Source organism: Erythrobacter sp. (assembly GCF_011765465.1).
Taxonomy (GTDB): Bacteria; Pseudomonadota; Alphaproteobacteria; order Sphingomonadales; family Sphingomonadaceae; genus Erythrobacter.
Map to the genome: position 1 here is coordinate 1944840 of NZ_CP050265.1, position 22707 is coordinate 1967546.

At 67.6% G+C, this 22707-nt stretch carries 23 protein-coding genes; 11 read left to right on the plus strand and 12 right to left on the minus strand.

Annotated elements, in window-relative coordinates; translation table 11 throughout:
• Positions 1 to 27: 27 nt before the first annotated feature.
• From G9473_RS09345 to G9473_RS09355, 3 genes are all read right to left on the minus strand, one after another.
• Positions 28 to 771 (minus strand): SPOR domain-containing protein, encoded by a 744-nt coding sequence (locus G9473_RS09345; RefSeq protein WP_291132756.1) that lies wholly within the window; start codon positions 769 to 771, stop codon positions 28 to 30.
• Positions 768 to 2570 carry an arginine--tRNA ligase gene (gene argS, locus G9473_RS09350; RefSeq protein ID WP_291132757.1) on the minus strand — a complete coding sequence of 601 codons (1803 nt, stop codon included), beginning with the start codon at positions 2568 to 2570 and terminating at the stop codon, positions 768 to 770. Before argS ends, G9473_RS09345 begins: the two co-directional genes overlap by 4 nt.
• 193 nt (positions 2571 to 2763) lie before the next feature.
• Positions 2764 to 3411 (minus strand): hypothetical protein, encoded by a 648-nt coding sequence (locus G9473_RS09355; RefSeq protein WP_291132759.1) that lies wholly within the window; start codon positions 3409 to 3411, stop codon positions 2764 to 2766.
• A gap of 151 nt (positions 3412 to 3562) precedes the next feature.
• On the opposite strand from G9473_RS09355, the gene ispH reads away from it, so the two are divergent.
• From ispH to rnhA, 3 genes are read left to right on the plus strand one after another with little or no spacing between them, the layout of a single operon-like run.
• Positions 3563 to 4567 carry a 4-hydroxy-3-methylbut-2-enyl diphosphate reductase gene (gene ispH / locus G9473_RS09360; RefSeq protein WP_291132760.1) on the plus strand — a complete coding sequence of 335 codons (1005 nt, stop codon included), beginning with the start codon at positions 3563 to 3565 and terminating at the stop codon, positions 4565 to 4567.
• Between the two features lie 24 nt (positions 4568 to 4591).
• Positions 4592 to 5563, plus strand: a complete 972-nt coding sequence (locus G9473_RS09365) for a homoserine kinase (RefSeq protein WP_291132762.1) — start codon at positions 4592 to 4594, stop codon at positions 5561 to 5563.
• 53 nt (positions 5564 to 5616) lie between these two features.
• Complete coding sequence (gene rnhA / locus G9473_RS09370) at positions 5617 to 6057, plus strand: ribonuclease HI (protein WP_291138383.1); 441 nt, start codon at positions 5617 to 5619, stop codon at positions 6055 to 6057.
• Between the two features lie 133 nt (positions 6058 to 6190).
• Here the strand turns inward: rnhA and G9473_RS09375 are convergent, their stop codons facing one another.
• From G9473_RS09375 to G9473_RS09385, 3 genes are all read right to left on the minus strand, one after another.
• A complete protein-coding gene (locus tag G9473_RS09375) occupies positions 6191 to 6367 on the minus strand; it encodes a YegP family protein (protein WP_291132764.1) in 177 nt (58 codons plus the stop codon).
• 93 nt (positions 6368 to 6460) lie between these two features.
• Positions 6461 to 7567 (minus strand): FAD-binding oxidoreductase, encoded by a 1107-nt coding sequence (locus tag G9473_RS09380; protein ID WP_291132766.1) that lies wholly within the window; start codon positions 7565 to 7567, stop codon positions 6461 to 6463.
• Positions 7568 to 7575: 8 nt separating this feature from the next.
• A complete protein-coding gene (locus tag G9473_RS09385; protein WP_291132768.1) occupies positions 7576 to 8577 on the minus strand; it encodes an alpha/beta hydrolase in 1002 nt (333 codons plus the stop codon).
• 112 nt (positions 8578 to 8689) lie between these two features.
• Between G9473_RS09385 and G9473_RS09390 the strand changes: the two genes are divergently transcribed.
• The 7 genes from G9473_RS09390 to G9473_RS09420 all read left to right on the plus strand — a co-directional run bounded on the left by G9473_RS09390 (position 8690) and on the right by G9473_RS09420 (position 16305).
• A complete protein-coding gene (locus G9473_RS09390; RefSeq protein WP_291132770.1) occupies positions 8690 to 9256 on the plus strand; it encodes a prepilin peptidase in 567 nt (188 codons plus the stop codon).
• A 77-nt stretch (positions 9257 to 9333) separates the two neighbouring features.
• The gene (cpaB, locus tag G9473_RS09395; protein WP_291132772.1) at positions 9334 to 10419 is read left to right on the plus strand and encodes a Flp pilus assembly protein CpaB; all 1086 of its coding nucleotides are present in this window, start codon (positions 9334 to 9336) and stop codon (positions 10417 to 10419) included.
• A gap of 107 nt (positions 10420 to 10526) precedes the next feature.
• Positions 10527 to 12149: a type II and III secretion system protein family protein gene (locus tag G9473_RS09400; protein ID WP_291132774.1), complete on the plus strand. Its 1623-nt coding sequence runs from the start codon at positions 10527 to 10529 to the stop codon at positions 12147 to 12149.
• Between the two features lie 23 nt (positions 12150 to 12172).
• The gene (locus G9473_RS09405) at positions 12173 to 12874 is read left to right on the plus strand and encodes a CpaD family pilus assembly protein (RefSeq protein WP_291132776.1); all 702 of its coding nucleotides are present in this window, start codon (positions 12173 to 12175) and stop codon (positions 12872 to 12874) included.
• Positions 12875 to 12877: 3 nt separating this feature from the next.
• Positions 12878 to 14164 (plus strand): pilus assembly protein CpaE, encoded by a 1287-nt coding sequence (locus G9473_RS09410; RefSeq protein WP_291132777.1) that lies wholly within the window; start codon positions 12878 to 12880, stop codon positions 14162 to 14164.
• Between the two features lie 160 nt (positions 14165 to 14324).
• Positions 14325 to 15296, plus strand: a complete 972-nt coding sequence (locus G9473_RS09415; protein WP_291132779.1) for a type II secretion system F family protein — start codon at positions 14325 to 14327, stop codon at positions 15294 to 15296.
• 16 nt (positions 15297 to 15312) lie between these two features.
• Positions 15313 to 16305 (plus strand): type II secretion system F family protein, encoded by a 993-nt coding sequence (locus tag G9473_RS09420; protein WP_291132781.1) that lies wholly within the window; start codon positions 15313 to 15315, stop codon positions 16303 to 16305.
• Between the two features lie 85 nt (positions 16306 to 16390).
• On the opposite strand, the gene G9473_RS09425 is transcribed toward G9473_RS09420, so the two are convergent.
• The 3 genes from G9473_RS09425 to G9473_RS09435 all read right to left on the minus strand — a co-directional run bounded on the left by G9473_RS09425 (position 16391) and on the right by G9473_RS09435 (position 19071).
• Positions 16391 to 16903: a MarR family winged helix-turn-helix transcriptional regulator gene (locus G9473_RS09425; protein WP_291132783.1), complete on the minus strand. Its 513-nt coding sequence runs from the start codon at positions 16901 to 16903 to the stop codon at positions 16391 to 16393.
• Positions 16904 to 16976: 73 nt separating this feature from the next.
• A complete protein-coding gene (locus tag G9473_RS09430) occupies positions 16977 to 17849 on the minus strand; it encodes a crotonase/enoyl-CoA hydratase family protein (RefSeq protein ID WP_291132785.1) in 873 nt (290 codons plus the stop codon).
• A gap of 133 nt (positions 17850 to 17982) precedes the next feature.
• Positions 17983 to 19071 (minus strand): hypothetical protein, encoded by a 1089-nt coding sequence (locus G9473_RS09435; RefSeq protein WP_291132787.1) that lies wholly within the window; start codon positions 19069 to 19071, stop codon positions 17983 to 17985.
• Positions 19072 to 19340: 269 nt separating this feature from the next.
• Between G9473_RS09435 and G9473_RS09440 the strand changes: the two genes are divergently transcribed.
• Positions 19341 to 19454 (plus strand): enoyl-CoA hydratase, encoded by a 114-nt coding sequence (locus G9473_RS09440; RefSeq protein ID WP_291132789.1) that lies wholly within the window; start codon positions 19341 to 19343, stop codon positions 19452 to 19454.
• 90 nt (positions 19455 to 19544) lie between these two features.
• Here the strand turns inward: G9473_RS09440 and G9473_RS09445 are convergent, their stop codons facing one another.
• The 3 genes from G9473_RS09445 to G9473_RS09455 form a co-directional block, all read right to left on the minus strand.
• Entirely contained in the window at positions 19545 to 20522 is a 978-nt protein-coding gene (locus G9473_RS09445) for a hypothetical protein (protein ID WP_291132791.1), read from the minus strand.
• Positions 20523 to 20687: 165 nt separating this feature from the next.
• Positions 20688 to 21473: an SDR family NAD(P)-dependent oxidoreductase gene (locus G9473_RS09450; protein WP_291132792.1), complete on the minus strand. Its 786-nt coding sequence runs from the start codon at positions 21471 to 21473 to the stop codon at positions 20688 to 20690.
• Between the two features lie 41 nt (positions 21474 to 21514).
• On the minus strand, positions 21515 to 22684 hold the full coding sequence (locus G9473_RS09455) for an acetyl-CoA C-acetyltransferase (protein WP_291132794.1): 1170 nt from the start codon (positions 22682 to 22684) through the stop codon (positions 21515 to 21517).
• Between the last annotated feature and the right edge of the window lie 23 nt (positions 22685 to 22707).

Sequence of the window (22707 nt, forward strand, 5' to 3'; positions counted from 1 at the left end):
GATAAGGCTGCGTCCGGGCCGCACCGTTCAGGGCTTGACCTGGCAATCGAGCCCGTCGGCCTTGAGCGCGGCGCACAGCGCATCGGCGCTCGCCCGGTCGCTTGCCATGGCCTGGAGGCGATAGACCGTGCCGATATCGATCCGCCCTTCGACCACGCGGTAACGCACGCCGGAAAGCGCTTCGGTGCGGCGGGCGAGCTCGTTCCAGCCCTGCTGCGCGCGCGCGCGGCTCGAATAGGCGGCGAGCTGGACCGCGACCCCGCCCGTTTCGACCGCCGGCTGGGGCGCGGGTGCCGGTTCGCTGGCGGTGGGTGCAGGCGTCGGCGCGGGTTCATCGGTCGCGACCCGGCCCTCGCGGGTCTGGCCCTCGCCCACCACCGGGGCGACATTGCCCGTGCCTTCGAATTCCTTGCCGCCGGGATCGTCCGGCTTCACTTTCACAGGCGTGTCGGGCGCTTCGATCGTGCTGCCGTCAGCGACGAATTCACCCTCGCCGCCGCGGCCCGCGAAATACCAGATGCCGCCCACGACCAGCACGAGAATGGCGAGCAGGATCGCCGCGAAGCCGATCACCTGCGCGGTGTCGATGCCGCCAGCATCCTCGTCGTCCTCGTCGGATTCGAGCCACGGCAGACTGTCGTCGCCGGTCAGCGCCAGCTCCTCGCCGTCGTCCTCGATCTCTTCGAATTCCGCCTCGACCATCACCTTGTCGCGCACCTTTTCTTCCATCCCCCAGTCCCGTTCCGGGTCGGCGAGGGGGCGGCGCCTCACATGGATTCGACCGCTTCCACCCCGAGCACCGCCAGCCCGCCGCGGATGACTTGCCCGATCGCTTCGGCAAGGAAAAGCCTCGCCGCCGTAAGCTCGGCGTCCTGTTCCACGATGAACCGTTTTTCCACCCGATCGTTGCCAAGGTTCCAGAACGCATGGAGCTCTGCTGCGAGCTCGTAGAGGTAGAAGGCGATCCGGTGCGGTTCGCGGGCGCGGGCCGCCGCCTCGATCTCGCGCGGGAAGCGCGCGGCGAGCTTGACCAGCGCGAGTTCCTCTTCACCCAAACGGTCGAGCGCGTCGGGCGACGGCGCAAAGCCCGCCTCGCCCGCCTTTCGCAGGGTCGAGCGGATCCGCGCATGGGCGTATTGCACGTAGAAAACGGGGTTGTCCTTCGACGCCTCGACCACCTTCGTGAAGTCGAATTCCATCTGCGCCTCGGGCTTGCGGGTGAGCATGGTGAAGCGCACCACGTCCTTGCCCACTTCCTCGACCATGTCGGCGATGGTGATGAAATTGCCCGAACGCTTGGACATCTTCACCGGCTCGCCGCCGCGTAACAGCTGGACCATCTGGACCAGCTTCACGTCGAAGGGGATGATGCGCCCCTCGCCCTGCGACAGCGCCTCGACGGCGGCCTTGATCCGCTTGACCGTGCCCGCATGGTCGGCGCCCCAGATGTCGATCAGCTCGTCCGCCTCGCCCGCCTTCTGCATATGATAGGCGAGGTCCGCGCCGAAATAGGTCCATGCGCCGTTCGATTTGCGGATCGGCCGGTCCTGGTCGTCGCCGAACCGGGTCGAGCGGAACAGCGGCAGTTCCACCGGCTCCCAGTCCTCGGGCGGGGCCTTGCCCTTGGGCGCTTCGAGAACGCCGTCATAGACGAGGTCGTGCTGCCGCAGCCAGGCTTCCGCCTCGGCCGGCTTGCCGGCGGCGTGGAGCGCGGCTTCGGAGGCGAAGACATCATGGTGGATGCCGAGCAGGGCAAGGTCGGACTTGATGAGGTCCATCATCTTTTCGACTGCGAAAGCGCGGAAGACGGGGAGCCACTCTTCAATGGGCTCGCTTACAAACCTCTCGCCAAATTCATCCCTAGCAGCCTGCCCCACGGGCTTAAGGTATTCGCCAGGATACAGAGCGTTCTCGCCCTGATTGTCCCAGGCAATGAATAACGAGTTCAGCCAAGGGAACTGCTCAACCGTGAAGTTTCCGGTGTGGCCGCAAGCTTGCGCATAGCGCAGGAAAACCGACTTCGCTAACTGATCCACCTGCCCGCCGGCATCGTTGATGTAATATTCGCGCGTGACGGCGTGCCCGGCGAATTCGAGCAGGCTCGAAAGCGCATCGCCCACCACCGCGCCGCGGCAATGGCCCATGTGCATCGGCCCCGTGGGGTTGGCCGAGACATATTCGACATTGACCCGGCGGCCCTTGCCCATGTCCGAACGCCCGTAATCCGCGCCGAGGTCATGGATCGCGGTCAGCTCGCCGAGCCATGCGTCGGGGGCGAGCCTGAGATTGATGAAGCCCGGCCCGGCGATCTCGGCGCTGGTGACGGTGGGATCGGCGGCGAGTTTCTCGACGATGGCCTCGGCCAGCGCGCGCGGATTGGTCTTGGCCGCCTTGGCCAGCACCATCGCGGCATTGGTCGCAAGGTCGCCATGCGAAGGATCGCGCGGCGGCTCGAGCGTGACATTGGCGAAGCTCGCGTCGGCGGGCAGCCGCCCTTCCGCGACGAGCGCCTTCAACACGGCTTCGATCCGGTCCGCGTATTCGGCGTAGAGTGTGGTGTGTTCGGTCATCAGGTTGTCGTGCTCTTCGACGGGAGAGTTGCGCGGATGCAAAGAAGGAAGCGGGGTCCCGGGTCAAGCCCGGGATGACGAGAGCGGAGCCGCCGGGCCGAAGGCCCGCAAGCCCAATCGGGCGCCCGCAGCCGCCCGGAGCGGAACGGAGGAACAGCGGCGAGGAGGCAGCCCGGATGGGCTGCCACGAACATCAACGCGTCGCGTTATACGCCAGCTGGTCCTCGGAAAGCTGGAAGCCGACCAGCATCTCGAACCGGGTGCGCGCAATCGCGGCTTTCACTTCGGGATCGGCCAGCGGGTCGAGCGCGGCTTCGGGATCGCCGGGGCGTCGTCGCCGCGTGATCTTCTCGCGGATGTCCTCGGGCAGCGAGGACGCGGAGCGGTCGACATAGCTCGCCGCCTGCCCGCTCGCCATGGCGCGCTCCTCGCCGTCGGCGAAAGTCAGCGTGACTTCGCCCACCCGCTTGGACACGACCGCCTGACCGGCGCGCAGCACGGTCACGAAATAGGGCAAGGTCACGGTGCGCGCGCCGCGCACGTCGGAGCGGCGGGCGACCACGTCGAAACTCGCGGTGGTGTAGACCTTCGCCCCGCTTTCGTCGCAGGTCGAGCGCAGGTTGGTCATCGCCGCGGTCACGTCGAGATTGGCGGCGGTGCGCTGCTCGCCCGTAAACAGGGTGACATCGCCGGTGTAGTCGGGAATCCCGACCGCCGGGCAAGAGGAAAGGACCGCCGTGATGCCGACGCCCTGGTCGACCACCAGCTCGCCCTCCTGCGAACACGCCCCGAGCGCGGCCAGTCCGGCAAGGGCGGGAACGAGACAGGTGCGTTTGAACATCGTGAGAAAGTCGTCCTCGATTATCGCGCCAGAAATGCCTTGGGGTTTGCGCCCCTGCGGGCCTACCCGTAATATGGCCCCGCGCCCCATGCGGGGAGCCCGACGAAACGTGCCCTAGCGAGGCGCGCCACAAAACGCTAGAGGGAGCGACATGAACGCGTCCTTGCCCGAAACGCCCGTCGCCGACGGTGCAGCCCCCGCCGCTTCCGCCGCTGCCGATGCGGCGCCGCTCAACCTCCTGATCGCCGCCCCGCGCGGGTTCTGCGCCGGGGTCGACCGGGCGATCGAGATCGTCGAGAAGGCGCTCGAACGCTACGGCGCGCCGGTCTATGTCCGGCACGAGATCGTCCACAACAAATACGTCGTCGAAGGGCTCGAGGCGAAAGGCGCGATCTTCGTCGAGGAACTCGACGAGGTTCCCGACGATGCGCCGGTCGTGTTCAGCGCGCATGGCGTGCCGAAATCCGTGCCGGCCGAGGCGAACCGGCGCAAGCTGCTCTATGTCGATGCGACCTGCCCGCTGGTCTCCAAGGTCCACCGCCAGGCCGAGCGCCAGATCGAGAAGGGCCGCCACATCATCTTCGTCGGCCACGAAGGCCACCCCGAAGTGATCGGCACGATGGGCCAGGTCGAACCGGGCCAGATGACGCTCGTCGAAACGATCGAGGACGTCGACAAGCTTCCCTTCGATTCCGACGAGCCGCTTGCCTATCTCACCCAGACCACGCTGTCGGTCGACGACACGCGCGAGGTGATCGAGGCGCTCGAATGGCGCTATCCGAACATCGAGGGGCCCAAGGCGGAGGACATCTGCTACGCCACTTCGAACCGCCAGGCCGCGGTCAAGGAGATCGCGCAGGACTGCGATTTCGTGCTGGTGATCGGCGCGCCCAATTCGTCCAATTCGCTGCGCCTCGTCGAAGTCGCCGAGCGGCTGGGCACGCCGTCGAAACTGATCCAGCGCGCGGACGAAATCGACCCGGCCTGGCTCGAGGGCGTCAACACTCTCGGCATCACGGCGGGCGCCTCGGCCCCGGAAGTGCTGGTGCGCGAAGTGGTCGACGCGCTGGGCCGGATGCGCCCGATCGCGGAGGAGACGATCACCGCGGCGGAAGAGAAGATGGTGTTCAAGCTGCCGCGCCAGCTGACCGAATAAGGCGCCTTCCGGCAGGGAGGCGACATGGCGGTCTACACCCATCTAGGCGCCGAGGAACTCGCGCGGCTGATCGGCGAATACGACGTCGGCGCGCTGGTCTCGGCCAAGGGCATTGCCGAAGGCGTCTCCAATTCGAACTGGCTGGTGGAGACGGCGGGGACCGGAGACGGCACGCGGCGCTTCATCCTGACCATGTACGAGCGGCGGATCGAGCTTGCCGACCTGCCTTACTTCCTCGGCCTGCTCGACCACCTTTCCGCGCGCGGCTGCCCGGTGCCGCGCACGATCCACGACCGTTCGGGCGCGGCCTTCCGGATGGAGAGCGGCAAGGCGCTCGCGCTGATCGAATACCTGCCGGGCGTCTCCCCCACCCGCCCCAGTCCCGCGCAGGCCGCCGCGGTGGGCGAGGCGCTCGCGCGGATGCACCTTGAAAGCGGGGACTTCGCGCTGACCCGCGCCAACACGATGGGGTTCGCCGACAATCTCGCCGTGCTCGAAGCCTGCGGAACCGAGGCGCTGGCGGCGATCGACCCGGCCCTGCCCGCGATGATCGAGCCCGCGCGCGCCGCCGCCGCGCTCGACACCTCGCACCTGCCGCGCGGCAATATCCACGCCGACCTGTTCCCCGACAACGTGCTGATGCTGGGCGAGCGGGTCACCGGCATGATCGACTTCTACTTCGCCTGCACGGACAGCCTCGCATTGGACCTTGCCACCACCCATGCCGCGTGGTGCTTCGATGCGCAGACGAACGCCTACGACCCGGCGCGGGGGCAGGCGTTGCTGGATGCCTACCAGCACGTGCGCCCGCTCGAGGAGGCGGAGCGGCGCGCCTTCGGGCGAATCGCGCAAGGCGCCGCCCTGCGCTTCGTCGCGAGCCGGGCGGAGGACTGGCACGCGACGCCCGGCGATGCGCTGGTGACGCGCAAGGACCCGATGGAATTCGCGCAGCGTTGGCGCTTCTATGCCGAGAACGGCGACCACCTTGTCGCCTGAGCCCTTGCCCCGGGGCGCGATCCCGGCGAGAGGATCAGCCCATGGAACGTCCGATGAAACAGGTCGAGATCTTCACCGACGGCGCGTGCAAGGGCAATCCCGGCCCCGGCGGCTGGGGGGCGCTGCTGCGCATGGGCGAACACGAAAAGGAGCTCTCGGGCGGCGAGGCGGAGACGACCAACAACCGCATGGAACTCACCGCCGCGATCCGCGCACTGGCCGCGCTCACCGAGCCCTGCCGGGTCGAGCTTCATTCCGACAGCAAGTATGTCCTCGACGGGATGACGCGCTGGGTCGAGGGCTGGAAGAAACGCGGCTGGGTCAATGCCAGCAAGAAGCCGGTCAGGAACGCCGACCTGTGGCATGAACTGATCGAAGTCGCCGCGCGCCACGACGTGTCGTGGCACTGGGTGCGCGGCCATTCGGGCCACCCGGAAAACGAGCGGGTCGACCGCCTCGCCAGCGACGAGGCCGAGCGCATAGCGCGGCTGTAGGGCGTTTCGCGGCCCAAAGTTGACGAAAGTCAGACGCGGGCGCCCCCTTTCGGTTGCACCCGCGCCATGAACTTTCCTACCCGCGCCCCGAAATATCCTTCACCCCGACGCGCGCGGCAATTTCCGCAAAGGCTCAGCTGTTGTCTTCGATCGGCGCGTCGGGGCCGTTCTTCTTGATCGAGGCGATCGCGTTCTCCGCGCTCGCCTTCGAGGAATAGCCCTCGGTCGAGAACATCACTTCCGAATTGTACTTGAACCGCACCCGGAATTCGCCCGCCTTGTCCTTGTAGATCTCGAACTTGTGAGCCATCGGCCCCTCCCCTTGTCGCAAACAAATGTGAGGCGCTCAACCTTACAGGCCGAAGGCGGCTTGGCCACCCCCAAACGCCCCTTTTTCCGCGCTTCAGCCGGCGTGAAAGCGCGCGGGCGAATAGCGCGCGGCATCGATCCCCGCGGTCATCGCATCGGGGCCGAGGCCGAGCATGACCTGCGCCCCCAGCCGCGCGGCGGCGGGCGCGGTCTGGATGCCGAAGCCGCCCTGGCCTGCGAACCAGATGAAGCCCGGCACTTGCGGGTCTTCCCCATAGACCGGCAGGCGGTCGGGGGCGAAGCTCCTGAGGCCCGCCCAGCGGTGCTCGACCGCCTCGATCCGCCAGTCGGTCACGCGCTCGAAGCGGTCGATGGCGAGCGCGACGTCCATTTCCTCCGGAGCGGCATCGCAGGGTTCGGTCGGCACTTCGTCATGGGGCGAGAGCCACAGGCGGCCATTGTCGGACTTGAAATAGAAGCCGCCATTGATGTCGAGCGTCAGCGGCAGGTCGTCGGGCGCGGCGGGAGAGACGCGCAGTTGCGCGACCGTGCGGCGCTTGGGATCGATGCCGAGCGGCTTTGCCCCCGCCAGCCGCGCGACGGGGTCCGCCCACGCGCCGGCCGCGTTGACCACTTTTTCGGCGCGGAATTCGCGCCCGTCCTCGCAGGCGATTCGCCAGCCGCCTTCCTCCCGCGCGAGCGCAGCGACGCGCGCTCTCACCGCCAGCTCGACCCCCGCCGCGCGGCCTGCCTTGAGGTAATGCTGGTGGAGGCCGGCCACGTCGATATCGGCGCAGGCCGGTTCCCAGATCGCATCGACCCACTCGCCGCGCATCTGCGGGATGCGCTCCTCCAGCCCCGCGCGCCCCAATCGTTCGATGGTGACGCCCGTGCCTTCGAAGGAGGTCACGAAGGCGTCCATTTTCGCCCGGTCCTCGCCGCGCCCGACATAGAGCGCCCCGCGTCCTTTCAGAAAGCCGTGTTCGCGCAGGAAATCGCCCGAAGGCAGGGTCAGCGGGACGACGCCCGGCCCGCCATAGCATTCCTCCCAGAAGGCGGCGGAACGCCCGGTCGAATGATAGCCCGGCGCGTCCTCCGCCTCTAGCACCAGCACGCGCGCATGGGGGGACAGCTCGGCGGCGATGCTCGCGCCGGCCATGCCCGCACCGATCACGGCGAAATCGTAAAGCGCGTCGCTCATCGCGCGGCTCAATTCCCTGATCGCGCGGCCTCGTCAAGGAAAGCGGCGATCGCGTCCATGGCGCGGGCGCGCACCGGGTCCGCTTCGCGCAGGATTTCGTGGCGCGCCTCGCGCCCGAATTCGACCAGCCGCGCGTTCGGAAGCCGCTTCGACGCGCGGACATTGGCCGAATGGCTCACCAGCTTGTCGGCGCTGGTCGACAGGATGAGCACCGGGGTCTCGACCGCTTCCAGCGCGCCCGATTCCTCGAGCCCGCGCCACGAGGCATAGGCGCGTTCGAGCCAGCGCCAGCTCGCCGGGCCCATGACCAGTTCGGGGCGGTGCTTGCGCCACCAGATCTCGTCTTCGTAGCGCTCGTCGTCGTGGGTGAGCAGGACATTGCGCGCCGCCGGCATCTCGCCCGGCTTTTCCGACCATTTCCACGCCTGCCGGGCGGGATCGCCGATCCGGGTCATGGTCTTCGCAATGGCGTGGAGAGCGGGCAGCGGCAGCGGGGGTCCGTTCATGCCCAGCATCGGGGCGGACAGCACGACGGCATCGGGATCGATCCGGCGCTCGACCAGCGCGCGCATGGAAAGATGCCCGCCCATCGAATGGGCGGCGAGGATGTGGGGGCCGGGCGTTTCGGCCTTCCAGAGCTCCCACAGGTGAGCGAGGTCATCGACCCAGTGGGCGAAATCCTCGACATGGCCGGTGACGGCATCCTTGCCGAGCCGCCCGGAGGCGCCCTGCCCGCGCCAGTCGGACGCGGTGACGCGCCAGCCCGCGCGGTGCCATTCCTCCAGCGCTTCGAGATATTTCTCGTAATGGTCGCCGCGCCCGGGAAGGAAGAGGATCGAGCCGCGCGGCGGCTGCGCGCCGGGCCAGTCGATCCGCCGCACATCGTGACCGTCGGGAGCGGTCCAGACCGTTTCGCGCGCATGGGGCGGGATCGCGCGGCGGTCTATCGGCGCGGCCTTGCGGCTTTCGGGCGAGCTTTCACCGGTTTCCTGCGCCGCCGCCTCGCTCATTATGCCGCTTCTCCGCCCGAAAGTGTGGTTACTATTTGGTAAGCCCTGACCTGTAGCACAGGCTAAGACAAGGGCCGCCCGCAAGGGTCGGCGGCCGCATATCGGGGGCCATATGCTTACGACCCAGATTCAACATGGCACAATTCACTACGGGCTGCTGGTTGCCTTGGCAATCGCGCTGGTCTTTGCCGCGTTCACCGACATCCGCCGGCGCCAGATCGACAACTGGCTTAACGCCGCCATCGCGCTGGGCGCGCCGGTGTTCTGGTGGTCGTCGGGCCTCTCGCTGTGGCCGGGGGTCGCCATGCAGCTGGGCGTGGCGCTGGCCGCCTTCGTCATCCTCGCCGGCCTGTTCGCGCTGCGCGTCATGGGCGGGGGCGACGTCAAGCTGCTGACCGCGCTGGCGCTGTGGATCGAGCCCGCCTCCTTCCTCCAACTGCTCGTCATCATGGCGATCGCGGGCGGGGTGCTGACCATCGTCATGGGCACCTGGCATTTCCTGCGCCGCCAGCGCGAGCGACTCGCCATTCCATACGGCGTCGCCATCGCTTTCGGCGGGCTGTGGGTGCTGGGCATGAATTACGTGCCTGAAAGCGCCTACGCCAGCCTTGCGGGGAGCGATCACACCAAAGTCGCGATTTCCGCCCCGGCGGCGTTTCCCGGGTCAACTCGATCTTAACCCTTCCGGGCTTACGCATCGCAACCATACCCGCCCGCACCACGTCTAAGGGCACTTACTAGGGGGCTAGATTAGCCATGGATAGGAAGAAGCTGGTTCTGCTGCTCGGCGCGCTGATCATCGCGGTCGGCACGGCTTTCGCCGCGCGCAGTATGTTCGCCGGAAACGCCGCGCCCGATGCGACCGCCGCGGTCCCGACCGGGCCCAAGGTGCTCGTCGCGCAGCGGGCGCTGCCTGCGGGCACGATCGTCACCGCCGATGCGCTGGGCTACCAGCAGTGGCCCGAAGAGCTCGTGCAGGACGCCTATTTCATCGACGGCGAAAGCGACGTGAACCAGCTGCTCGGCACGGTCGTGCGCTATCCCGTCACCGCGGGCGAGCCGGTCACGCAGGGCTCGCTGGTGAGCCCGGGCGACCGCGGCTTCCTTGCAGCGGCGCTGGGTCCGGGGATGCGCGCGGTGACCGTGCCCGTCTCGGCCCGCACCGGCGTTGCCGGGTTCGTCTTCCCGGGCGACAGGGTCGACCTCGTCCTCACCCAGTCAGTCGAGGGCGAAGGCCGCCCGCTCAAGGCCGCCGAGACCGTGCTGCGCAACCTGCGCGTGCTCGCCACCGACCAGTCGACCGAACAGGTCGCCGACGAACAGGGCAAGACCGTGGTCCGCGCCTTCCGCACGGTGACGCTCGAGGTGACGCCCAAGATCGCCGAGAAGATCGCCGTCGCCCAGACCGTCGGCACGCTCAGCCTCGTGCTGCGCTCGATCGCGGACAACCAGGCCGAGCTCGAACGCGCCATCGCCGCGGGCGATGTCACCATCCCCGAGGACGCGACTCCCGAAGAGGAAGAGCGCATCCTGCGCGCCGCGATGGGCCGCCCGATCGACAGCGGCACGACCTACGCCACCGGCGGCGACGTGTCGCGCTTCCAGCGCAAGTCGATCCCGCCGCAGGACGACGGCAAGCCGAAATACACCCCGCCCGCGCCCGGCGTCTCGGCCAAGGTGGACGGCGCGCCCGTCAACAAGGGCCCGAGCGTGCGCGTCACCCGCGGCAAGGCGACCACCGAAGTCCCCGTGAGCGGCGGCTTCGTGAGCACCGGCGCCCGCGGGTCGCGCGGGGGCGACAACGACGAGCCGGCCGAACTCGGCTCGCTGACGGTGCGCTGAGGAGAGCGATAATGACCGGGGCACACAACACACAGCTTACCGCAAGCTGCGCGGCGCAAGGGGCCGAAACCATGCGCGCACAGCCGACCATCCGAGGGGGTCAGACAATGAAACGCCGCCTGAAAGCGAAACTGCTGCTTGCCAGCCTGGCGCTCGCGCCGACATTCGCGGCCTTTCCCGCGACCACCGCGACCGCCCAGCAGGTGGTCAAGCCGAGCGAGGAGATCGTCCTGTCGATCGGCCGCGGCGAGCTTGTCACCGTGCCCGGCACGATGACCGATGTCTTCGTCGCCAATGAAAACGTCGCTGACGTCCAGATCAAGTCGCAGCGCCAGCTCTACGTCTTCGGACGCGCCGGCGGCGAGACCACGATCTACGCCAGCAATGCGCGCGGCGATGTCATCTTCTCGGCCAATATCCGGGTCGGCAACAACATCTCGAGCATCGACCAGATGCTCGCGCTCGCCATGCCCGATGCCCAGGTGAACGTGGCGACGATGGGGACCAACACGGTCCTTCTGACCGGCACGGTCGCCGCGCCCGAGGACGCCGCCGAGGCCGAGCGTCTCGTCCAGGCGTTCCTCGGCGAGGACGCCAATGTCATCAGCCGGATGAAGACCGCGACCCCGCTTCAGGTCAACCTGCAGGTCAAGTTCGCCGAAGTCAGCCGCAGCCTCGTGCGCGAGATCGGCGGCAACCTGACGACCTTCGACGGGTCGAGCGGTTTCCGCTTCGGCATCGGCACGGGCCGCCAGCTCGGCGGCACGGAAACGTGGTCGCCGCAGGGTCCGCTCGGCGTCGGCAACGACGTCGCGCAGTCGGCCTTCATCCTGCCCGACGGCACGCAGATCCCGGGTCCGGCGGTCGATTCGAACGATTCGACCACGCTGTCGGGCCTCGGCCGCCTGTTCGGGATCGACACGTTGGGCGCGCTCGACCTGTCCGAACGCCTCGGCCTCATCACCACGATCTCGCAGCCCAACCTCACCGCGCTGTCGGGCGAGACCGCGACCTTCCTCGCGGGCGGCGAATTCCCGATCCCGATCGCGCAGGGGCTGGGCAACGTGGCGATCCAGTTCCGCAATTTCGGGGTCAGCCTGTCCTACACGCCGACCGTGCTTTCCAATGGCCGCATCTCGCTGCGCGTCCGCCCGGAAGTCTCCGAGCTTTCGACCCAGGGCTCGGTCACGCTGAACGGCTTCCAGGTTCCCGCGCTCACCATCCGCCGCACCGAAACGACGGTCGAACTGGGTTCGGGCCAGAGCTTCATGATCGCAGGGCTCATGAGCACGAATTCGCAGAACGCGCTCGACAAGGCGCCGGGCCTCGGCGACGTGCCGATCCTCGGCAACCTCTTCCGCAGCCGGGAATTCCGCCGCGGCGAGAGCGAGCTGGTGATCGTCGTCACGCCCTATCTCGTGAAGCCCGTGGACGCGAAGGACATCGCGCTTCCGACCGACGGCTATCGCTCGGCGAACGAGCTCGAACAGCTCATAGCCTACCAGAACCATGCCGGCGTCTCGGGCGCCGAGCGTCCGAAGCCGACCGCTGCGGTCGGGGACGAGGCGCCCGCGCCCGACATCAGCAATGCCGACCCGGCCGCGATCGTGCCCAACAACGTGCCGAAGCTTCCCAAGCCCAAGCGGGCCGAGGACCGCTCGCGCGGGCGGACCGACCGCACCGCCGACGTCGATAAGGGTGGGGCGGCCGCGCCCGGCTTCAGCCTGTAACGCGAGAGGAAAGGTTTACGATCATGACCAAGCAACCCAACCGCACCCGGGCCCGCCTGCTCGGCGCCCCCGGTGTCGCCCTCGCCCTCTCGCTCGGCCTCGTGCTCGGCGGCTGCGCCGGGATGCCGGAAAACCGCACGCTCTATTCGGTCAAGCAGCCGGTGGTGGAGCGGACCAATTTCACGCTCGACGTGAACACCGCATCCGACGGCCTGCCGATTTCCGAACAGCAGCGCCTCAACGGCTGGTTCGAAGCGATGGACCTCGGCTATGGCGACCGCGTCTCGATCGAGAACCCGACGGCCAACCCGGCTGTGACCAACGCGGTCAACGACCTTGCCGGGCGCTATGGCCTGATCGTGTCGGAAACCGCGCCGACCACGCAGGGTATGCTCGCCCCCGGCCAGGCGCGGGTCGTGATTTCCCGTTCCGAAGCGCGCGTGCCGGGCTGCCCCGACTGGTCGGCCCCGGCCGATGCGAACTACTACAACGCGACCAGCCCCAATTTCGGCTGCGCGGTCAACAGCAACCTCGCCGCCATGGTGGCCGATCCCGAAGACCTTCTCGAAGGCAAGAAGGGTGACAGCGAGACGGTCATCTCGACTTCGAACAAGGCGATCGGCGCGCTGCGCGATGCCGAGCCCACCGGGGCTCGGGGCCTGATGAATGCCAACGCCGGTGGCGGCGCCGGAGGCGGCGGCGGCGGCGGTGCAGGAGGAAACTAAGCCATGAATGCTCCCTGGAAAAACGGCCTTCCCGGCAATCGCGATCCCTTCGCGGCTTTCATCTGCGACGACACCGCGCTGGACGTGCTGCGTCCGGTGGTGATCGAAATGGGCTGGCAGCCGGAAAAGTGCAACAAGGGCGGCCTGCGCAACGCGATCCAGTCGCTTTCGGTCAGCGCCTCGCCGGCGATCCTCGTCGTCGACCTGTCGGAAAGCGGCGATCCCTTGAACGACATCAACGCGCTCGCCGAAGTGTGCGAGCCGGGCACGGTCGTCATCGCGATCGGCCAGGTCAACGACGTGCGGCTCTATCGCGACCTGCTCGCGAGCGGGATCCACGACTATCTGCTCAAGCCGCTTTCGGCGCAGCAGGTGCACGATGCGCTGAACAACGCGCTGACCGTCTTCACCGCGCCGCGCGCGGGCGAAGGCGACGGCGTGCGCCGCCACCTCTCGACCGCGGTGGTCGGCACGCGCGGCGGGGTGGGCGCCTCGACGCTGGCGACCTCGCTCGCCTGGCTGTTCTCCGACGAGCACAAGGCGCCGACCGCGCTGCTCGACCTCGACGTGCATTTCGGGACCGGCGCGCTCGCGCTCGATCTCGAACCGGGCCGCGGGCTGACCGACGCGATCGACAATCCCAGCCGCATCGACGGCCTGTTCATCGAACGCGCCATGATCCGGGCGAACGACAACCTGTCGATCCTGTCGGCCGAAGCCCCGATCAACCAGCCGCTGATGACCGACGGGTCGGCCTTCGTCCAGCTGGAGGAGGAATTCCGCCAGGCATTCGAGATGACGGTCATCGATATGCCGCGCAATATGCTGATCAATTTCCCGCAGCTTCTGGGCGACGTGAACCTCGTGCTCGTCACCTGCGAACTCACGCTCGCCTCGGCGCGCGATGCGATCCGCATCCTCTCGTGGCTCAAGACCAACGCCGCGCACGCGCACCCGATGATCGTCGCGAACAAGGTCCAGCCGGCCGTGGCCGAGATTTCCAAGGCGGATTTCGAAGCCTCGATCGAGCGCAAGATCGATTTCGTCATTCCCTATGACATCAAGGCAGCCTCGAACGCGGCCAAGCTGGGGCAGGTCTTCGTCGATGCGAACCGGTCGAGCAAGGCGAGCGCGGCGATGCGTTCCATCGCCGAACGCATCGTCGGCGCGAGCGAGGACGATCTCGAAAGCGTCGCCGGCGGCCCCGAGAAGAAGTCGCTGCTCGGCGGGTTCGATTTCAAGTCGCTGCTGGCGAAGAAGGACAAGAGCGAGGCCGAAGCGGCCGAGTAGGCCCTATCGGCAAAGGGCGCCGGGCGGCGCCGGGGCGGCTGGCCGCCCGGCGCCGCCCGGCCCCCTCCCTCCCCCGGAGCGCGTCACGGGCACGGGGGTCACGGGCAAAGGGGCAAGGCTCGCGGAACCGGGCAGAGTTAAGAAGGCAGGAGCCAAAGGCATGAGTTTTTTCGAGACCCTGCTCATCACGGGCGCGATCTTCTGCATGATCGTGATCGGCTACCTCCTGCTCGAAGGCGCCGGCGCGGGCAAGGCGCAGAAGCGCCGCGTCGAGGCGCTGCGCTACCGCCATTCCGAAAGCGTCGATGCCAAGGTCGAAAGCCAGTTCAAGCGCGCGATCGCGCAGCGCAAGCCCAAGCTCTACCGCAAGGCGGGTTCCGGCTCGCGGCTCGAAGCGCTCGAAGGGCGGCTCGACCGCACCGGCAAGGGCTGGACCCTGTCGCAATATCTCTACACCAGCCTCGGCCTGTGGATCGCGGTTGCGGTGGTGATGTATATCCAGTCGGGCGCGCTGCTGCTCTCGCTCGGTGTGGGCCTGCTGATCGGCGCGGGGCTGCCGCACATGGTGGTGGGCTATTTCATCAAGAGCCGCACGTCCAATTTCAACGCCAAGTTCCCCGACGCGATCGAGCTGCTGGTGCGCGGCCTGCGCTCGGGCCTGCCGGTGACCGAAACGCTCGGCGTGGTCGCGCAGGAAGTGCCCGGCCCGGTGGGCGAGGAATTCAAGGGCATCACCGAACGCATCAAGATCGGCAAGACGATGGAGGATGCGCTCCAGGAAACCGCCGACCGGCTCGACATTCCGGAATTCAACTTCTTCTGCATCACGCTCGCGATCCAGCGCGAAACCGGGGGCAACCTCGCCGAAACGCTGTCGAACCTCGCCGACGTGCTGCGCAAGCGCGCCCAGATGAAGCTCAAGATCAAGGCGATGAGCTCAGAGTCCAAGGCATCGGCCTATATCGTCGGCGTGCTGCCCTTCATGGTGTTCGGCATGATCTACTGGATCAACCCGGATTATATCGGCGGCTTCTTCACCGACGACCGGCTGATCGTCGCCGGGCTCGGCGGGCTGGTGTGGATGGGCATTGGTGCCTTCGTCATGGCCAAGATGGTCAGCTTCGAAATCTGAGCCGGGAACAAAAGTCATGATCAACCAACCCCCCGGACCCACCCTGCTCGGCTTCGACGTCGTGCTCGTCGGCTCGATCCTCGCCGGGATCGCCGCGCTCGCCGTCCTGTTCGCGATCTACACCGCGGTGACGATCAAGGACCCGATGGCGAAGCGCGTGAAATCGCTCAATGCCCGGCGCGAGGAGCTGAAGGCGGGGATCGTCAATTCCACCGCCAAGAAGCGCGCGAGCCTGGTGCGCAAGACCGACACGACCGAAAAGGTCCGCGACCAGCTCAGCCGGATGAAAGTCCTGCAGCAGAGCCAGGTCGAAGCGGTCCAGCAGAAGCTCGCCCATGCGGGCTACCGCAACAAGGAACTCGCGGTCGTCATCATCGGCCTGCGCGCGATCCTGCCGGTGGTGTTCGGGATCGTCGGCTTCTTCGTGTTCTACTATGCCAACACCTTCGAGCTCGGCCCGTTCACGCAGCTGATGGCTTTCGCGGGGGCCGTGTTCCTCGGCTACAAAGGGCCGGAAATCTACCTCAGCAACAAGTCGTCGAAGCGCACGGCGGAAATCCAGAAGGGACTGCCCGATGCGCTCGACCTGCTGGTGATCTGCGCCGAGGCGGGCCTGACGGTGGACGCCGCCTTCAACCGCGTGGCGAAGGAACTGGGCCGGGCCTATCCCGAACTGGGCGACGAATTCGCGCTCACCGCGATCGAGCTTTCGTTCCTCAACGAGCGCAAGACCGCGTTCAACAACCTCGCCTACCGCGTCGATCTCGAAGCGGTGAAGGGCGTGGTGACGACCATGATCCAGACCGAGCGTTACGGGACGCCGCTCGCATCCGCGCTGCGCGTGCTCTCGGCCGAATTCCGCAACGAGCGCATGATGCGCGCCGAGGAAAAGGCCGCGCGCCTGCCCGCGATCATGACCGTGCCGCTGATCCTGTTCATCCTGCCGGTGCTGTTCATCGTCATCCTGGGTCCGGCAGCCTGCTCGATCTCGGATGCGATGCTGAGCTAGGCGGCTGGGGCCGCGAGGAGAGAGCCGGCCGGACCCGCCCAAGCGGCAGGTCCGGCCGGTTCGCGTCGGGGCTCGGGAAAAGGGCTCAGGCCGCGGGCGGGTCTTCGGCCAGCGCCATCGCGCGTTCGTAAAGCCGCTGAAGCAGGCGCTTGACCTCGCGCTGTTCGGACGGGGCCAGCCCCTCGAACAATTCCGCCTCGGTGGCGAGCGCCAGCGGCATTATCTCGGCATGGATCGCGCGGCCATCGCCCGTCAGCTCGAGCAGGTGCGAGCGCCCGTCCGCCTCGTTCGCCGCGCGCGCGATGAGGCCGCGCTCTTCGAGCACCTTGCACGCGCGGTTGACCGCGACCTTGTCCATCAGCGTCGCGCGGGCGAGTTCGCGCTGGGTGCGCCCTGCGCCGCCCTCCGCATCGCCCAGCACCGCCATCACGCGCCACTCGGGGATCTTCAGCCCGAAGCGCTTGCGATAGCGTTCGGCGATCAGGCTGCTGACCGCATTCGAGGCGACCGACAGGCGGTAGGGCAGGAACCCGCCCAGCCCCCAGGGTTCATCCGTGGTGGCGGTGGCGGGTGCGTCGGGCGTGAGCGTTTCGGTCATGAACTGGTTTCTAATGAAACTTGTGGTCCATGCAAGTGTCACGTGATGGCGTCACGTCGACGCAAGGCGCGCCTCATTCGTAGGCGCGCTCCTCCCACCAGGGGTAGAAATCGGGCATATCCTCGCTGACCTTGCCGGGATAGACCGGGCGGCGCTTGTCGAGGAAGCTGGCGATCCCCTCCTTCGCGTCGGCCCCGCGCGAGAGGCGATAGATCGCGCGGCTGTCGATCTTGTGCGCCTCCATCGGGTGATCGGCGCTCATCAGCCGCCACATCATCGCCCGCGTCATGGCGACCGAAATGGCGCTGGTGTTCTCGGCGATCTCGGTGGCGAGTTCCTTGGCCGCGTGCATCAGGTCGCCGGGCGCATGGACCGACCGCACCAGCCCGCCCGCCTTCGCCTCGGCCGCGTCGAACACCCGGCCCGAATAGCACCATTCCAATGCCTGGCTGATGCCGACGATGCGCGGCAGGAACCAGGACGAAGCGGCCTCGGGCACGATCCCGCGCCGCGCGAAGACGAAGCCGTAGCGCGCCGTCTCGCTGGCAAGGCGGATGTCCATGGCAAGCTGCATGGTCGCACCCACGCCCACCGCGACCCCGTTGCAGGCCGAAATCAGCGGCTTCTTCGATTCGAACAGGCGCAAGGTGAGCAGCCCGCCCCCGTCGCGCACGCGCTCGTCCGAGAGATCCTTGACTTCCTCCCCGCTCGAGAAGACCTGCCCGCCGCCCTCGGGCGTGAGGTCCGCGCCCGCGCAGAAGGCGCGCTCTCCCGCGCCTGTAAAGATCACCGCGCGCACGGCATCGTCGGCGTCGATGTCGTCCATCGCCGCCATGATCTCCTCGCCCATGGTGCGGGTATAGGCGTTCATCTTGTCCGGGCGATTGAGGGTGATCGTGGCGATGCCGTCGGCCTTTTCGACCGTGATCTGGGTGGGCTTGGTCATGGGTTCGTGTCTCTCCTCGGGGATCGGCGGTCCGGCATGGGGCCGGTGCCTGTCCGTCTGCCGAGGAGGCTAGAGCGAGCGGGTGCGCCGCGGCAAGCTCGCTTTTTTGGCGAGCCTCCCGGCGCGCGCCGCGTCAGTCGAGCACGCGGTCGACATAGCGCCGCTTCATCGCGTCATGCGCCGCGTTGCCGAACGTCCCCCCCACTTTCGTCCCGCGCCAGCCATGCCGCGCGAAGCGCATCTCGAATTCGCCCATGACGAACCAGCCATACCCTTCCCCGCCGGGCGCGAATTCGGCCCACACCGCCTTGAACGGGCGATCGGTGACGAAGACCGGACGGCTCGCCGCGACCGAAAGGCGCCGGTCGTAGACCATGTCGAGCGTCTGGTTGTAGCTCTGCGTCGGGTCCCTCACCGTCGCCATCATGGCGGCGCTTGACATGATCTTCATGCTCTTGAGGTTGCGCATCCGCGCCATCGGCAGCCCGCTCAGCTCCACCGCGACCCGCCCGTCGTCGAGCAGGCCGGTCCGCACGTCGAGCGATTTCTCCTCTTCGGAAAGGCCCTCCCACGTTAGCCTGAAGGACGTGTCGTTACGCGTGCGCCAGAACGGGTGGCCGGTGTCCTTGCCACCGCGAAACGCCTTGAAATTGTTGCGGCCATAGACGCCTTCATAATCCGCGCCGCGGCGGTTGGCCCAGGCGAGGTCGAACAGGTTTTCAGCCACCGGGCAGGCCGTCTGCGGCGCGCCGCGATAGGGCTCGGGCGTCTCGCCGCCCAGCGCCCCGGCGAAGGCGTCGATCAGCACCCGCTCCTTGAACGGGGTGTCCACCATCCGGGCGAGGCGCTGGCACGTGCCGGGCGCGTCGCGCACGCTTGCGAGCATGGAGAGGGCGAGCCGGCGCAGGCCCGCAAGGGCGCCCTTAACCTTTTCGCCGCCCGCGAGACTGGCGCAGTCGTTCACCTTCACGATGTTGCGCGCCTCGATGTCGTAGGGATCCTTGTCGGGATCGTAGGAGTTCCCGTCGCCGCGAACGTTCGCGCGGAATTGTTCGACGGCGACCCGGACGGTGGAAGGGACGAGATGGCACTTGATGTCGGCATGGAGCACGATGCGCGACAGGAGATAGCTCTCCTCCACCTTGCCGAGCGGCTGCGCGTGAAGCGCGGCGGGCAAGACGAGGAACAGCGCCGCGAAAGGCACGAGGATGACGGAGCGCATGGCCTTCCCCCTGCGACGCGACCCGAGGGGCTTGAGCCTAGCCACCCCCGGCCCGTCTGACAAGCCGCGCGCGGCAGGCGGAAAGGCCGCGGCCCAAGGGTTGGGAAAATTTCCCAAACTTGCGCCTCGCCCCCTTGGCCGCCAGCGGCGCTCCCCCGCGCAAAGCCCGGATTTCCGCCATTTCGCGAGTTTGGCACGGCTCCTGCAGCATATCGGGCAGGAAGCGGGAACGACCCGCAAACGCCACGAAAGACCAAGGAGACCGACCAATGTTCAACGCCGACACCAGCCGCAACCTCTTCGCCGCCGCCGTCTCGCTCGGCATCAGCGCGATCCTCTTCGCCTATGCGATCGTCCCCGCCAGCCCGAGCCTGATCGCCTGACCATCCCCCGCGGGTCCGGACCATCCCCCAACTCCGCACAACCGGACCCTTCGACAACCCCCGCCGCGTCCCCCGGCGGGGGTTTTTCGTTCAGCGGGCCGGCATCCGTTGCGGCGCGCTCTCCGGCCGGGCTGAGGCAGCGGGCGGCTCGATCCGCCAGAAGCTCGCAGCGTGGACGAAGAACAGCGCCGCGATCAGGAATTCGAGCAATTCGTCGTCGTAATGCGGGAGGTGGTCCGACCAGTTGATCGGCAGCGGCGTCGGCGTGCCGAGCGCAAGGCCGGTGACCGCATAGCAGCCCGCCGCGAAGGCGTAGAGCGCGGCCGAGCGCACTGGCGCGACCGGGAATTCCAGCGCGTCGAGCAGCCGCCGCAGCGCGGGCGCATGGCGATGCGCCAGCGGCAGGACGAACAGCAGCGCCGCCGTCACCGCGAGGCCGGGATAGACGAACAGCGAATTCGAATAGACGTTGTGCAGCGTGAATTCGCCCTGCACGTTGACCGCCGCGAGGTCATCCGGCGTGCCGAAGCCCAGCAGGCGCTGGCCCCAGCTGATCTCCTCCCCGCCGACGAAGACGAACAGCGCGGCGAGCCCGGCGAGCCACAAGCGCAGCCTCGCGCGCCCGCGCGCGCGCCCGGCGAGCGCGAGGCACGCCCCCGCCGCGCCGAAATAGAGCAGCGCCGAGCCGTATTCGAACGGCCCGTCTTCCTCGAACAATACGGTGAACGTGCGCGCATCGGCGATCGCGAGAATGGTGAGCCCCGCACCGGCGAGCGCCACGGCGAGGCCGCTCATGCGCTCGAAAGGTCCGGCTTCGGCGCGCCGGGCGAGCGGGGCGGCCTGCCCCTCCTCGAGCCGCCCTGCGATCCGCTCGGCAAGAACCGCGAGCCGCCGCCGCGCCAGCCATGCGCCCGAAAGGCCGAGCACGAGGCTCCAGATCGCGGCCTGGCCGAGCAGCAGCTTGACCCCGCTCGCTTCGGTCAGCCTCGCCATCACGTCCTGCAGCCACAGCCCGGCAGCAAGCCCGGCGAGGACCACGACCATGTCCGTGACGATGTTACGCATCATTCGCTTCCTGCCATGCCCCCGTCGCGGGGGTGAAAGCCTGCGAGGTTAGCCGCGTCGGGTGAACGCCGCGTAAAACCGCACCGCCCCCCTTCCAAAAAAGAGAGCGCCGCCCGCACCCGGGGGTGCGAGCGGCGCTGCGTGATCTGATGATGTCTGAGGCGGCGCTCAGCGCGGCGACATCCGGATCGCACCGTCGAGGCGCACGTCCTCGCCGTTGAAATAGCCCGTCTCGATCATGCACATGGCGAGCTTGGCGTATTCCTCGGGATGGCCGAGCCGCTTGGGGAACGGGACGGAGGCGGCGAGCGCTTCCTTCACCTGCGGCGGCGCGGCGTTCATCAGCGGCGTGTCGAAGATGCCGGGCAGGATCGTGTTAACCCGGATGCCTTCCTTCATCAGGTCGCGCGCGATGGGAAGCGTCATGCCGACCACGCCGCCCTTGGACGCCGAATAGGCCGCCTGGCCCATCTGGCCGTCTTCCGCCGCGACGCTCGCCGTGTTCACGATCGCGCCGCGATCACCGTCGTCCGAAAGCGGGTCGAGGCTCATCATGCCCGCCGCCGACTTGGCGATGCAGCGGAAGGTGCCGATGAGGTTGACCTGGATCACGAAGTCGAAGGCCGAAATCGGGAAATGCTTGATTTCGCCCGTCTGCTTGTCGCGGCTGGCGGTCTTGATCGCATTGCCGATCCCGGCGCAGTTGACGAGGATGCGCTCCTGCCCATGCGCCTCGCGCGCCTTGGCGAAGGCGGCGTCGACTTCATCATCGCTGGTCACGTTGACCTTGCAGAACACGCCGCCGAGTTCCTTGGCGGCCTTTTCGCCCTCGTCTTCCTTGAGGTCGAAGATCGCGACCTTGGCGCCCTTCGCGGCAATCGCGCGGGCGGTGGCAAGGCCGAGGCCGGAGGCGCCGCCGGTGACGACGGCGGGGGTGTTGGCGGATACTTCCATTACTCTCTCCTGTTGGTCGGAAACCTGTTGTTCTTGAGGGTCTACAGGGCCTCGACGATGGTGACGTTGGCGACGCCGCCGCCTTCGCACATCGTCTGGAGGCCGTATTTCTTGCCGTGGCGCTTCAGCGCATGGACGAGCGTCGCCATCAGCTTGGTTCCGCTCGCGCCGAGCGGGTGGCCGAGTGCGATCGCGCCGCCGTGGACGTTGAGCTTTTCGGGGTCCGCGCCGGTGTGCTTGAGCCAGGCGAGCGGCACGGGGGCGAAAGCCTCGTTCACCTCGTAAAGGTCGATGTCGTCGATCTTCATCCCGGCGCGCTCCAGCGCCTTGTCGGTCGCGAACAGCGGCTCTTCCAGCATGATGACCGGATCGCCCGCGGTGACGGTGAGGTTGTGGATGCGGGCAATCGGCGTCAGGCCATACTTCTTGAGCGCCTCTTCGGAGACGACCAGCACCGCGCTCGACCCGTCGCAGATCTGGCTCGACGAGGCCGCGGTGATCTTGCCTTCGGGCGAGAGCAGCTTGACCCCCGCGATCCCTTCGAGGCTCGCATCGAAGCGGATGCCTTCATCGACCGTGTGCATTTCCTCGCCCTCGGGCGTTTCGATGGCGATCGGCACGATCTCGTTCTCGAACGCGCCCGCCTGCGTCGCGGCGATGGCCTTTTCGTGGCTCGAGAGCGCGAACTTGTCGAGATCGTCCTTCGAGAAGCCGTGCTTCTTCGCGATCATTTCCGCGCCCATGAACTGGGAGAACTGGATGCCGGGGAACTTCTCTTCCAGCCGGGGCGACTTGTAGTGGCCCAGGCCCTCCTTCATGTGGAGCGTGGCGTTCGAGCCCATCGGCACGCGGCTCATGCTTTCGACGCCGCTCGCGATGACGACGTCCTGCGTCCCGCTCATCACCGCCTGCGCCGCGAACTGGATCGCCTGCTGGGACGAGCCGCACTGGCGGTCGATCGTCACCGCCGGGGTCGAATCCGGAAGGTTCGAGGCGAGCACACCCATGCGCCCGACCTGCATCGACTGTTCGCCCGCCTGCGTCACGCATCCGGTCACCACGTCGTCGATCGCATTCGGGTCGATCCCGCTGCGCTCCACGATCGCATCGAGCGAGGCTGCGAGAAGGTCGACCGGGTGCACCCCGGCAAGGCGACCGCCGCGCCGTCCCCCGGCGGTGCGGACGGCTTCGACGATATAGGCTGTGCTCATTTCTCTCTCCTTTGATCCCGAAA